The organism is Leucobacter chromiiresistens (genome assembly GCF_001477055.1).
GTDB classification, from domain to species: Bacteria; Actinomycetota; Actinomycetes; order Actinomycetales; family Microbacteriaceae; genus Leucobacter; species Leucobacter chromiiresistens_A.
In genome coordinates, this window is the sequence record NZ_LDRK01000004.1 from 41,360 (window position 1) to 55,000 (window position 13,641).

The 13,641-nt window shown below is 71.5% G+C and carries 7 protein-coding genes and 1 tRNA gene; 5 read left to right on the forward strand and 3 right to left on the reverse strand.

Going from position 1 to position 13,641, the window contains the following annotated elements:
• Window positions 1–86 precede the first annotated feature (86 nt).
• Complete coding sequence (gene nudC, locus NS354_RS00465) at window positions 87–1,061, forward strand: NAD(+) diphosphatase (RefSeq protein WP_058592664.1); 975 nt, start codon at window positions 87–89, stop codon at window positions 1,059–1,061.
• Window positions 995–2,752: an ATP-dependent helicase gene (locus NS354_RS00470; protein ID WP_241490275.1), complete on the forward strand. Its 1,758-nt coding sequence runs from the start codon at window positions 995–997 to the stop codon at window positions 2,750–2,752. The genes nudC and NS354_RS00470 overlap by 67 nt, the downstream gene beginning before the upstream one ends.
• On the opposite strand, the gene NS354_RS00475 is transcribed toward NS354_RS00470, so the two are convergent.
• Entirely contained in the window at window positions 2,753–3,676 is a 924-nt protein-coding gene (locus NS354_RS00475) for a hypothetical protein (RefSeq protein WP_058592666.1), read from the reverse strand.
• A gap of 122 nt (window positions 3,677–3,798) precedes the next feature.
• Entirely contained in the window at window positions 3,799–5,244 is a 1,446-nt protein-coding gene (locus NS354_RS00480; protein WP_058592667.1) for a zinc-dependent metalloprotease, read from the reverse strand.
• A 130-nt stretch (window positions 5,245–5,374) separates the two neighbouring features.
• Between NS354_RS00480 and NS354_RS00485 the strand changes: the two genes are divergently transcribed.
• Both NS354_RS00485 and NS354_RS00490 read left to right on the forward strand, forming a co-directional pair.
• Window positions 5,375–6,514, forward strand: a complete 1,140-nt coding sequence (locus tag NS354_RS00485) for a YlbL family protein (protein WP_058592668.1) — start codon at window positions 5,375–5,377, stop codon at window positions 6,512–6,514.
• 104 nt (window positions 6,515–6,618) lie between these two features.
• Window positions 6,619–9,645: a UPF0182 family membrane protein gene (locus tag NS354_RS00490; protein WP_058592669.1), complete on the forward strand. Its 3,027-nt coding sequence runs from the start codon at window positions 6,619–6,621 to the stop codon at window positions 9,643–9,645.
• Window positions 9,646–9,861: 216 nt separating this feature from the next.
• On the opposite strand, the gene NS354_RS00495 is transcribed toward NS354_RS00490, so the two are convergent.
• Window positions 9,862–9,935, reverse strand: a tRNA-Met gene (locus tag NS354_RS00495).
• Between the two features lie 232 nt (window positions 9,936–10,167).
• Here NS354_RS00495 and NS354_RS00500 point away from each other — a divergent pair.
• Window positions 10,168–13,491: a hypothetical protein gene (locus NS354_RS00500; RefSeq protein ID WP_241490276.1), complete on the forward strand. Its 3,324-nt coding sequence runs from the start codon at window positions 10,168–10,170 to the stop codon at window positions 13,489–13,491.
• The last annotated feature ends 150 nt before the right edge of the window (window positions 13,492–13,641 follow it).

The following is a 13,641-nucleotide window of genomic DNA, read 5'->3' on the forward strand; positions in this document are numbered from 1 at the left end:
ACGCGCACCGCGGTGCAGCCCGCCGGCAACTCCAAGCAGCGCCGCGTCCGGGCGTGCGCTTCGGTCGCCATTGAACAGGGGAATGCATGACCTCGAACCCGACCAGGCCGCCGCTCGCGAGCGGAGCGCTCGATCGCGACGCGTCGACCCGCATGAGCGAGGAGCGCCTCCGCGATGCGTGGCGCGACCCGTCGGCGCGGCTGCTCCGGCTGCGCGGCGTCGAGATCCCGGTCGTCGCGAACAGCGACGACGTGCGACTCGCATGGCGCCCGGCCTCCGGCGACCCGGAGGCGACCGACGTGTATCTCGGGCGCATCGACGGAGCCCCGGCGTTCGCACGAAGCGAGCCCGCGACGGCTGACGGCCCGCTCGCCGCGGACGGAGCCGAGGGCGAGGGGGAGCCGGAGCGAGCCTCTGCGGCCGGCGAGCGGTGGACGCATCCCTTCCAGGTCGGCGCGGGCCTCTCCGAGGCGGAGCGCGAAGCGGTCGGGGTGGCCTCGGCGCTGCTGCGATGGCAGGAGGCCGCGGGCTTCTCGCCGCGCGACGGCGGGCCCACGGAGCCGATCCAGGGCGGGTGGGCGCGCGTCGACGCGCACGGGGGGGAGCACTTCCCGCGCACCGACCCCGCCGTGATCGTGCTCATCGAGCACGACGACCGCGTGCTGCTCGGCTCGAACGCGCTCTGGGAATCGGGCCGCTTCTCGCTGCTCGCCGGATTCGTCGAGGCGGGCGAATCGCTCGAGCAGGCCGTCGAGCGGGAGGTGTTCGAGGAATCCGGCGTGCGGCTGGAGGAGATCGCCTACGTCACGTCCCAGCCCTGGCCGTTCCCGAGGTCGTTGATGCTCGGCTTCCGAGCCCGACTGGCGACGGGTGCCGACCCCGATGCGCTCGTCGCCGATCCGACCGAGATCTCCGAGCTGCGCTGGTTCACCCGCGAGGAGCTCCGCGAGCCCCACGAGAGCCTCACGCTCCCCATGCCGCTGTCGATCGCGCGATGGATGATCGACCGCTGGGTCGCGGAGGGCGACGCCTCGTCGTCCGGCGTGCGGGCGGCCCGGTGAGCGAGGAGGCGGAGGCGATCCTCGCCGCGCTCGACCCCGAGCAGCGGGAGATCGCGGAGAGCCTGCGCGGGCCGGTCGCGGTGCTCGCGGGTGCCGGTACGGGCAAGACGCGGGCCATCACGCACCGCATCGCCTACGGCGTGCGCACGGGCGTGTACGACCCGGCGCGCGTACTCGCCGTGACCTTCACACGCAAGGCGGCGGGGGAGCTGCAGGGGCGCCTGCGCGGGCTCGGAGCCGAAGGGGTGCGGGCGCAGACCTTCCACGGCGCGGCCCTCGCCCAGCTGAACCACTTCTGGCCGGAGCTCGTCGGCGGACCGGCGCCCAAGATGCTCCCCGGCAAAGTAGCGGCGCTGTCGCAGGCCGTCGAATCGCTCGGGTTCCGGCTCGGGGGCGAGGCGCTGCGCGACGCCGCGGCGGAGATCGAGTGGCGCAAGACGCGCATGCTCAGCATCGACGCCTACGCCGACCAGATCGGCACCCGGCCCGTGCCGCAGGGGCTCACTCCGGAGCGACTCGTGGACCTGCACCGCGCCTACACCGCGCTGCTCGAGGAACGGCGTCAGATCGACTTCGAGGACGTGCTCGTGCTGATGACCGGCATGCTCGAGGCCGAGCCCCGTGCCGCCCTGCAGGTGCGGGAGCGCTACCGCTTCTTCACCGTCGACGAGTATCAGGACGTCTCGCCGCTGCAGCACTCGCTGCTGCGGATGTGGCTGGGGGATCGCGACGACCTCTGCGTGGTGGGGGATGCGAGCCAGACCATCTACTCGTTCGCGGGGGCGTCGAGCGCGTACCTGCTCCGCTTCGGGGCCGAGTATCCCCGCGCGCGAGAGATTCGGCTCGAGCGCAACTACCGGTCGACCGAGCCGGTGGTGCGCGTCTCGAACCGCCTCATGCGGGATCGCCCCGGAGCGCTGACGCTGCGGGCGGCGCGGGAGGACGCGACCGCGGCGGCGGCTCCGACGTTCGAGTGGTTCGCCTCCGACCACGACGAGGCGGCGGCCGTCGCCGATTCGGTCGCGGCCGCGGTGCGGGCGGGGACGCGCGCGTCGGAGATCGCGATCCTCTACCGCACGAACGCCCAGTCCGCGCGCTTCGAGGAGGCGCTCCGGCAGCGCGGACTGAGCACCCGGGTGCACGGCGCACAGCGGTTCTTCGATCGCGCCGACGTGCGACAGGCGGTCATGCTCATCCGCGGCGAGGCGAAGGTGGCCGACACGCGCCCGCTGTTCCAGATCGTGAGCGATGTGCTGCGCGCCGGGGGCTGGTCGGCGAAAGCTCCCGAGGGAGCCGCGCAGCGTGAGAAGTGGGAGGCGCTCGGAGCGCTCCTCGGTCTCGTCGACGAGATGCCGCCAGGAACCGGCATTCGGGAGTTCAGCGAGGAGCTCCTGGCGCGGCAGCGGATGCAGCACGAGCCCACCCTCGAAGCCGTGACGCTGAGCGCGATCCATGCGGCGAAGGGCCTCGAATGGTCGATGGTGCACGTCGTCGGACTGAGCGAGGGCCTGCTGCCGATCATGCACGCCGTCGACGAGGCGGCGATCGACGAGGAGCGCCGCCTCTGCTACGTGGCGTTCACGCGTGCGAAGGACACGCTGCGGCTCTCGGGCGTCTCGGGCGGCGGGCGCTCCCCGCGGGAGCCGTCGCGGTTCGTCGCCGAGGCGGGGATGATCGCCGCAGGGCGCTGATCATCCGGCCTCCGCGTCGACGCTGCCGCAGGCGCACTCCGGGTGCGTATCGACGCGCGAGACGCGGGCGACTCGCGGCGGAGACCACCCGGGCGTGCTCGGCGCATCGAGCTCGATCCGGGTGCGGTGCGCGGCCGCGTCTCCCGCGAGCCAGGCGCGGATGAGCCCGGCCGCGTGGGCCGCCGCGAGCACCGCGAGCTCGGGCGTCTCGCTCGCCACCGGGGCACCGGCGAGTTGCGCGGCGAGAGCGGCGGTCGCGGCGTCCCGGTCGACGCGCGCGAGGGAGACGCAGGTGTGGCACGGGCCGCCGTCCCGGGGCACGATCGGTCCGACGTGCACGGCCCCGTCCGTGAATCGGACGAGCAGGTGCGGCACGCCCGCCATGAGCCATCTCTGGGCGCGCTCCAGGGGCTCCCAGTAGCGCTCGACGTACACCACCAGTTCGGGATCGCCGGGATCCTCGAAGGCGTCCCGGTTCGGGAGGCGGCAGAGCCCGGTCGCGGCGAGCGCCTGGGCGAGCGCTGGGGTCGCCCGTCCGCTGCCGCAGATGACGGTCGCGACTGCGCCGAGGGCGCTCGCGCGGGGCGCGGGGCCGCCGGCGCGGAGCGCGGGCCGAAGCTGCGCGATCGCATCGCGCGCTTCTGCGGTCGTCGCGCCGACCCGGCGCGCCTCCTCGGGCAGACGGTTCGCGTCGATTCCGCGGCGGAGCGCGCCGACGAAGCGCTGCATGCCCGCGGAGGGGGCTGACAGCCGGGCGATCGGACGCTCGAACCCGACTCTGAGGGTGTCGGGATCCTCCCAGCAGATCGGGAGGGCGGGGTCCAGACGCGTCAGTGCGGGGTCGGGTGCAGGCTCGGCTGCGGGATCGGGCTCGGCTGAGCGGCGCGCTGCTGCGGGCGGAGGGTTCGACGGTGCTCGTGTCATAGCAGCAGTGTGCGCGCGTTGCGCGGCGGCCGCTCGTTATTCACAAGGGGCGCGTCACTTCGGCCGCGAACTGACACCGACGCCGGCTGTGAGCGGAGATGCGCGGCGGGACGGGGGCGCGCTCAGCCGCGCTCGTCGCCGCGATCCGCGTCGCCCGGGTCGGCGTCGCCGCGCCCCTCGCCGCCTCGATCCGCATCGTGCGGCGGCAGCTCGCCGTCGAGCAGCTGCGCGAGCGCCGCGTCGAACTCGTCGGCCTCGGCATCGGGCGACGCCCCGGCCAGGCCGAGGCGCTCGAGCAGTCGTGCGGGGTGGTCCAGCTCCTCAGCGGAGGGGAGCAGATCGGGATGCGCCCAGAGACCGTCGCGCGTCGCGGTATTACCGCGCTCGCCGACGAGCCGCCACACCGCAGCGGCCTCCCGCAGGCGACGCGGCCGCAATTCGAGGCCGGCGAGCGCGGCGAATGCGTGCTCCGCGGGGCCGCCGGTCGCGCGACGGCGGCGCACCATCTCGGCGACGGCATCGGCGCCCGGGATGCGCTTCGCGGCGTCCGCCGTCACCACGTCGACCCATCCCTCGATCAGGGCGAGCATGGTCTCGAGACGTGCATGGGCGGCCTCCTGCGCCTCCGTCTTCGGCGGGATCAGCGCGCCGTTCGAGATGGCCTCCTGGATCTGCTCCGGGTGCTGCGGATCGATGTCCCGGGCCAACTCCTCGATGCGGCCCGTATCGATGCTGATGCCGCGGGCGTAATCGCCGATCGCGGTGAGCAGATGCAACCTGAGCCATTTCGAGTGCCGGAAGAGCCGGGCGTGCGCCAGCTCCCTGATGGCGAGATACAGGGTGACGGTCTCGGCGTCCTGATCCAGCCCCTCGGCGAAGGCCGCCACGCCTGCGGGCAGCAACGCGCCGCCCTCACGACCGGGGCCCGAGAGCAGCGGGATCCCGATGTCGCCGGCCGACACGACCTCGCCCGACAACCGCCCCACGATCGTTCCCAGCTGCACCGCGAAGAGCGCCCCTCCGACGCTGCGCAGCATCGGCGTCGCCCCCTGCAGCGCGGAACCCAGCTCCTCGGGCATCTGGCTCTCGAGCGCGTGCATCAGGGCGCGCGTGATCGACTCCGCGACGGGCTCGGCGAGGCCCACCCAGGTGTCGATCGACTGCTGCACCCACTCGATGCGCGACAGCGTCTTGGGCGCGTCGGGCGTCGGACCGAGCTCGGTCGCCTCGTCGAGCCACAGCGCGGCGACCGGGAACGCCCTGAGGGCCGCAGCCGAATCGCCGGATCCCGCCTCGCCGCTCGCGACCTCGATGGCCGTCTTCCGCGCGACCGACCAGTCGATCTCCGCCGACGGATTCTGCATCGCGCCCTGCAGCGTGCCAAACAGGGCCTGCAGCGCCTGGGGATCGATGTTGATGCCGGCCGCCTTCGCGAACTGCTCGGGATCGAACCCGTTCGCCGGCATCGCCCCGTTGCCCGACAGCATGTCGCGCAGGATGCGCTGCAGCTCTTCGAAATCGCCGCCGGAATCGGGGCGCTCGGGGCCGTCGTGGTCGTTCGCGCTCATTGCCGCTCCTTCGTGATCGCCTCCCGAACCACGCTACGGCACGCTGCTCAGATGCGCCTGCTAGATTGACCGGCGCCCGGCGATTCCCATTGCGCCGACTGCGAACAGGCGCGAGCGCACGAGGAGAGATTTGAGCGAGCACATCGGCGAGAGGGGGTCGCTCGGGGAGCCGCGTGCGACGCCGGATCGCAGGAGCCGTCGGCTGTGGATCGCGGGGGCCGTCGCGGTGCCCGTGCTGCTCGCGGGCGCGATCCCGTCGCCCTACGTCCTGGAGCGGCCCGGGCCCGTGGTCGACACGCTCGGCGATGTCACGGTCGACGACGCCGTCGAACCCGTCGTGTCCTTTCCCGATGCCGAGACGTACCCCACGAGTGGCACGCTGAACCTGCTCACGGTGCAGGTGCTCGGCAGCCCCGACGATCGGCGCAGCTGGCTCTCGCTCGTGCCGGGGCTCCTCGACCCCTCGCAGCGGATCGCCCCGCTCACCGACTTCTTCCGCGAGGGAGAGACCTCCGATGACCGGGAGGCGCAGAACACCGCGCTCATGGCCGGTTCCCAGACGACCGCTGCCGCCGCGGCCTTCCGCGCCACCGGGGCCGACGTCGGAGTGGTGCTCACCGTCGCCGAGGTCGCGCAGGGCAGCGCCGCCGACGGGGTGCTGCAGGCGGGGGATCGGCTGATCGAGCTCGACGGCGACGAGATCGAGAGTTTCGCCATGCTCCGGGAGCGCACCGTGGCGGCCGGGGACGGCGGTCGCCTGCGCCTCGGGATCGAACGCGATGGCGAGCGTCTCGACGTCGAGCTCTCCCCGTCGATCCCGGAGGGAGGCGAGGAGCCGCTCATCGGAGCGACCGTCGCCACCGACTTCGAGCTTCCCAGCGAGGTCGACATCTCGCTCGAGGACATCGGCGGCCCGAGCGCGGGCCTGGTCTTCTCCCTCGCCATGTACGACCGGCTCACCCCGGGGGAGCTGCTCGGCGGGATGACGGTCAGCGGAACGGGCACGATGAGCGACGGCGGCGAGGTCGGGCCGATCGGCGGCCTCGAGCAGAAGATGTGGGCCGCGTCGCGCGCGGAGAGCGACCTCTTCCTCATGCCCATCGGCAACTGCGCCGACGTTCCCGAGCGGGTGCCCGGCGAGATGCGGGTTGCGCCCGTCGCGACCCTCGCGGAGGCGATCGACGCGGTCGAGACGGCAGCCGCAGGGGGGACGCCGGCGGGCCTCGAGCGCTGCGGCGCGGAGGTCGCCGCCCGCACCGCATCGGAGTAGCCGGATACGGCCCCCGGGTTTTACCAGCGCGGCCCGGTAGGGTGAAGTGACCCACCCCGCCCAGCACCCTCGGGTGCCCTCTGGACAGGAAAGTGAACGAAGACGTGACCGACCCGAATGCCCCGGCTCAGGCCACCCGTCAGCGCCGGCTCTCGCCGCTTGCGATCACCATCGTGCTGGTGGTGATCCTGATCCTCGGCTTCCTCGCGGTCGCTGCGGTGCTGACCGAGGTGCTGTGGTACCGCCAGACCGGCTACCTGCCGGTGCTCACCACCCAGTGGCTCGCCGCCGGTGCGATGTTCCTCATCGGCTTCGTGGGCATCGCCGTTCCGGTGTTCTTCGCGATCGACATCGCGTACCGCAAGCGGCCGGTGTACGCGCGGTTGACCGCCCAGCTCGATCGCTACCAGGAGCTCTTCGAACCGCTCCGCCGTCTGGTGAAGTGGGGTCTTCCCGCGGTGGTCGGCCTCTTCGGCGGTTTCAGCACCGCTGCGCAGTGGCAGAGTGTGCTGCTGTGGATCAACGGCGAGCGCACCGGGGAGACCGACGCGCAGTTCGGCCTCGACATCTCCTTCTTCCTCTTCGACCTGCCCATGCTCCAGGGCATCGTGGCCTTCGCCTCGGCGGCGACGCTCCTGGCGCTCATCGCCGGCGTCGCGACCAGCTACCTCTACGGCGGTATCGCCTTCTCCGGCCGCGACGTGCGCGTCTCGAAGGCGACCCGCATCCAGGCGGCCGTGCTCGCCACGCTGTACCTCGTGCTCCAGGCGGCGAGCCTGTGGCTCGATCAGTACCGCACCCTGACGGGCACCGCCGGCATTCGCACCGGTGCCATGTTCTCCGATGTCAATGCGGTGATCCCGGGCAAGCAGATCCTCGCCGGCATCGCGGTCATCGTCGCCGTGCTCTTCATCGTGACCGCGTTCACGGGGAAGTGGCGGCTGCCCGTGATCGGCACGGCCCTCCTCATCGCGTCGAGCCTCGTGCTCGGCGTCGGGTACCCGTGGGCCATCCAGCAGTTCCAGGTCGGCCCCGACGAGAAGAGCCTGGAGTCCGAGTACATCGAGCGCAACATCGCCGCGACGCGAGCGGCGTACGGCATCGAGGACGTGGAGAAGGAGCGGTACGACGCCGTCACCGACGCGGAGCCCGGTGCGCTGCGCAACGATGCGACGACCACCGCGAACATCCGCATCATCGACCCCGAGATCGTCTCGCCGACGTTCGCGCAGCTCGAGCAGATCCGCCAGTACTACCAGTTCCCGGGCTCGCTGAACGTCGACCGCTACGAGATCGACGGCCAGGTCGAGGACACCGTCTCAGCGGTGCGCGACATCAACATCGAGGAGCAGACCGGCTGGTACAACCGCACGCTCGTGTACACGCACGGCTACGGCCTCGTCGCCGCCTTCGGCAACCAGCGCTCGCCCGGCGGCGAGCCCGTCTTCCTGGAGAACGGCATCCCGACGAGCGGCAAGCTCGGCACGTTCGAGCCCAGGATCTACTTCGGCATGGACTCGCCCGAGTACTCCATCGTCGGCGGCGATCGCTCGAAGGCGATCGAGCTCGACTTCCCCGCCGACGCCGAGAGCACCGCGGAGGCCTCCGCAGAGAACGCGGAGGATGCGCAGCCCGCCGAACCGGACGCCGAGGCGCCCGCAGGCGACGAGGAGACGACCGAGCAGGCGGTCGAGGGCGAGGAGGCCGGCGAGGACGGCGGGCGTCAGAACATGACGACCTTCTCGGGCGACGGCGGCCCCGTGCTCGACAACATCTTCACGAAGCTCATCTACGCGCTGAAGTTCCAGGACATGGAGGTGCTCCTCTCGGGCGCCGTCGTCGACGGATCGCAGATCCTCTACGATCGCAACCCCGTCGATCGCGTGCAGAAGGTCGCCCCTTACCTCACGATCGACAAGGCGCCCTACGCGTCGGTCGTTGACGGGCGCGTCGTGTGGATCGTCGACGGATACACGACCTCCGACGACTACCCGTACTCCGAGGCCTCGGACATGAACGCCCTCACGGTCGACGCCGATGCGTCCGAGCGCGATCCGCTGGGCAAGCCGATCAACTACATCCGCAACTCGGTGAAGGCGACCGTCGATGCGTACGACGGCACGGTCTCGCTGTACGCCTGGGACACCGAGGATCCGCTGCTCAAGTCGTGGAGCAAGATCTTCCCGGACACCCTGAAGGATGTCTCGGAGATGAGCGGCGACCTGCTGAGTCACGTGCGCTACCCCAGCGACCTCTTCAAGGTGCAGCGCGCGATGCTCGGCGAGTACCACGTCACCGACGCCGACGCCTTCTACTCCGCCGAGGACAAGTGGCGCACGCCGGACGACCCGGTGTCGACGGCGACCGCGGGAGCGGCGAAGCTCGCCCAGCCGCCGTACTACCTCACCCTCGCGGCCGGAGCCGACGCCGACCCGAACTACTCGATCTACTCGACGTACATCCCGGACCAGTCCGGGGAGGGATCGCGAGACATCTTGACCGGGTACCTCGCGGCGAACTCGAACGCCGGATCCGAGGACGGCACCATCTCCGAGGACTACGGCAAGCTCAAACTGCTGACCCTGCCGAAGGGCGACCCGATTCCCGGGCCCGGCCAGGTGCAGAACAGCTTCACGACGGACTCCAACGTCTCGAACCTGCTCAACATCCTCCGTCAGGGCGAGAGCCAGGTGATCAGCGGCAACCTGCTGACGCTGCCGGTCGGCGGCGGTCTGCTCTACGTGCAGCCGGTCTACGTGCAGGCGAAGTCCGGCACGAGCTTCCCCATTCTGCAGAAGGTGCTCGTCGCATTCGGCGATCAGATCGCGTTCGAGGACACGCTCGACGAAGCCCTGGACGCGCTCTTCGGCGGCAACTCGGGTGCGGATGCCGGCGATACCGGTACGACGCCGACAACGGAGGATCCCGAGACCGGGGATGCCGAGACGGGCGATTCGGGCGATGCGGGCTCCGGTGGCGGCGCGACCGGAACGCTGCGGGAGACGCTGACCGAGATGCAGGACGCCCTGAAGGCGCGCGACACCGCGATGCAGGAGGGCGACTGGGCGGCCTACGGCGAGGCCGACGAGCGCCTCAAGCAGGCGATCGAGGCCGCGCTCGAAACGCAGTAGCGCTTCGCGCAGCAGGGCAGCGGGCCGGGATGACTCAGTCGTCCCGGCCCGCTGTGCTGTGCCGGGGGTGCCGTTCCGGCGGGTGGGGAGTCGAACTGCGCAGATCGTCGCTCACAAGCGTTCGACACCGATGCGAAAATGCGACATCCCGATCACGGAGGAAACAGCAAAAGGCCCGTGATTCGGAATGCGATCCGAATCACGGGCCTTTCTTCGTTGCGGGGGCGGGATTTGAACCCACGACCTCCGGGTTATGAGCCCGGCGAGCTACCGAACTGCTCCACCCCGCGGCACGAGAATTCACTCTAGCACGCCGCTGCTCCGCATGCAAGAGAGGACGCGGCCCGAGCCTGTGGAGAGCGGCTCCGCGAGGAGGCCCCGGCGCGGCACGATCGCTGCACACCGACCGAACCGCGCCGGGCCGGCGCGATGCGAGCGCGGTGGTGAGAGGAGCACGGCATGTCCATGGGGAATCGACCACGAGGAGGGCGCTCCCAGCCGGGCGCCCTTCGGCTGGGAGCATTGCGGCAGCGCATCGCTACCGCGCTGACCGGGCTCGTCGTCGGCGCGCTCGCCCTGAGCGGATCGGTGGTGCTGGCGCCGACGGCGGCTCACGCCCTATCGCGCGGGGAGGCGGTGACGTTCTCGGGCGGGCTCACCATCTCGAACTTCGTGCTCCCCACCGGCGAACGCGCCTACTGCATCGAAGTGGGGCAGCACGAACCGTCGGGGTACCTCGCGTCGATCGGTCGAATGTCGTATCTGCCCGGAATCAGCGGCAGATTCGCCGCTTGGGAGGACGCGCACGGAATGCGGCAGATGAACTACCTCATCGATCGTCACGGGCAGAACGGCGACGCCTGGACGGCAGCTGCGGTGCAGGTGACGATCTGGCGGATGCGGGAGAACTTCCGCTCCGGCAACACAGCGCTCGACAGCAAGATCGGCGTCCTCATGAGCTCCGCCCGCGGCCGCGCGCTCATCGCGGAGTCGGACCGGCTCTACGCCGACGCGAAGGCGCACGCGCTGCCGCCCGTCGCGCCTCGGGCCGTCACGGGAGCGCTCCAGGTGACGCCCGACGCGACCGGATCCTCTGGCCGCTATCGGGTGGCCTACCCGAAGGGCACCACGTCGCTGAGCGTCGAGGGGGGAGTGTTCGTGCGCAACGGCGCGGCCACGATCGCGGTGCCGAGCGCTGAAGCGTCCGCGCGGTACGTGCAGGCGACGCCCGGTTCGCTCCGGATCACCGTCACCGGCACGTGGACGGCGAGCGGAACCCGGGGGTGGGAGCCCGCGCTCACGGTGCACAACACCGTCGCGCCCACGGGGGAGCGCGGCCAGCGCGTCGCCGTCGCGGTCGGCGGCTCGCGGGTCGCAGACCTGTCGGGGCGCTTCTCGGCGGCGCACCACGACGTCCCGCCGCCGCCCGCGCCGCCCACCGCCTCCTCGCAGGCGCAGCCCGACGCAACCGTGGGCGGCACGATGTCGGACCGCCTGATCGTCGCCGAAACTCCCGGAACGGCCCTCGAGATGTGGCCCGACGCGACCGCCGACTTCACCGCGTATCTCGAACCGATTCCAGGCTCCCCGAAGTACGACGCGGCGTGGAATCCCGTGCTCGGCGACCCGTACGAGGTGCAGGCCGAAGACCCGGAGACGGGAGCCCTCGTCTGGGAGGATTGGTGGACCGACGCCGCCGGCGCCCCGCTTCTGGATGAGAACGGCGACCGGATCCCGGTCATCGACGATCAGGGCGCGCCGACATCAGGTCGCGCCGCCGACGGCACCCCGTATCCGGTGCTCGAACGTGCAGCGGACGGCTCTCCGAAGCTCGACGCGACCGGGCAGCCCCGAGCGCTGCGCGCCCGCGAGGCGGTGATGGAGGAGCGTCGCGACCCGCAGACCTGGACGGAGGCGGAACTCGACGCGATGACCGAGGAGGAGCGATGCGTGGCTCAGCCGGTGCTCCGTGCGGGCGGCATTCCCGTGCCGGGACCTGGCGAATACGTCTCGCCCGACGCGCGGGTGAAATCCGGCGGCACGATCCACTGGGTCGAACGCATCGAATCCGAGGGCGTCACGGTGCACACGGGCACGTGCGGACTCTCGAACGAGACGACGAGGATCGATCAGCCCGCCGTGGTGACGCAGGCTCCGCCCGAAGCGGCACTCGGCGATGAGCTCTCCGACGTGGCGACGGTCTCGGGCAAGCTCGCCGACGATGCCGTCTACACGCTGCGCTTCGAGGCGTACCGGGCTCCGGAGGCGGCGCCCGAAGCTGGAGTCGGCGCCGCAGCGGCCCCGCCGACCTGCACCGCGGAGAACATCGTCTTCCGCTCCTCCGCGCAGCCGGTCGCGGGACCGGGTGAGATCCGCTCGCCCGGGTTCATCGCGCGGCCCGAGCACGGGACGACGATCTGGTGGGTCGAGACGCTGCTCCTCGAGACGCCGGAGGGGCCGCGGGTGCTGCATCGCGGCGAGTGCGGGCTCGCCCACGAGACCACCACCGTGGGGAGGCCCTCGGTCGAGACGATCGCGACCGAGACGGCGCCGATCGGCGGCGAGATCTCGGACGAAGCGGAGGTCTCGGGCGTGCTCGCGGCGAACGCGGGGGCGCGATGGGAGATGACCTTCTCCGGGTATCGCGCGACGACCCCGGCTGATGCGGCTGGTGCAGGCGACGCCGACGGCGCACCCGCCCCAACGGACGATGCGCCCCAGCCGGTGTGCTCGCAGGAGAATCGCGTGTTCGAGACCGATCCGGTGGCGGTCACCGGCCCCGGCCGAGTCGTTTCACCGACGGTCGTCGCCGAGCCGGAGTGGGCGGGCGCGCTCTGGTGGGTGGAGACGCTCTGGCTCATCCAGGGCGACTCGCGCGTCGCGCTGCACACCGGAGCGTGCGGCGTCGCCGCCGAGACCACGACGATCACGACGCCGGCGGTCACCACGCAGGCGGCGGGCTTCGTCGCCGTCGGCGACCGCATCGGCGACGCGGCCACGATCACGGGCGACCTCGCCGAGCGGGAGGGCGCCGAGCATCGGATCGTCTTCCGCGGCTATCGCGGCAACCCCTCGGCGACGGGCACCGCGGCGGCCCAGTGCACGGAGCAGAACCTGCTCTTCACGCTGGATGCCGTGCCCGTGAGCGGGCCCGGTACGGTGCGATCGCCGGTGGTCACGGCGCTTCCCGAGTACGGCGGCACCGTCTGGTGGGTGGAGACGCTCTCGCAGTGGGACGGCGAGGTCGAGCGCGTACTCCATCGCGGGGAATGCGGGCTGCCCGGCGAGACGACGACCGTGCAGACTCCTGCAGTGCGCACGGAGTCCGCAGGATCCGTCGAGGTGGGGCAGCCGATGTTCGACACCGCCTTCGTCTCCGGCACGCTCACCGAGCGAGACGACATCGAATTCCGACTGCGCTTCGCCGCATACGCGCGCAACGCGGACGGGGAGCTCGCCTGCACGCCCGAGTCGGAGATCCCCGAGCTCGGCGACGCGGCCGGAATCGTCGTCGACGGAACGGGGGAGTACCGATCGAGATCGGTGCAGACGCTGCCCCGACACGTCGGGCTGGGAGGTTTCGTGGAGACGCTCGTCATGATCGAGGGCAGCGCTGAGCACGTGGTCGCTCGCGGTGACTGCGGTGCACCGGGCGAGAACTTCGAGATCCTGCGCGCGGGGACTTCCGCCCTCGCACGCACCGGAGGCGATGGCACTCGTGCGTGGCTCGTCGGAGGGGGCGCCCTGCTGCTCGCCGGCGCCGCCGCTGCGACCTGGGGAATCCGTCGGCGCCGCGCCACTTCTCACGTAGTCCGCGAATGCCGGGACCTCGCGTCACGGGAGTGATCGCGCGGTGCTGGCGCCGCGCCGGGCCCCCGATGCTTCTGGTCTCGGGGACCCGGCACGCCGCCGCGTAGGAGAGCAGGGCGCGCGGCCGCGCGACTCGGCCGGACGACGGCTCTCGGCACGGCGTCTGCAGAAGCTGTGCAGGTGCTC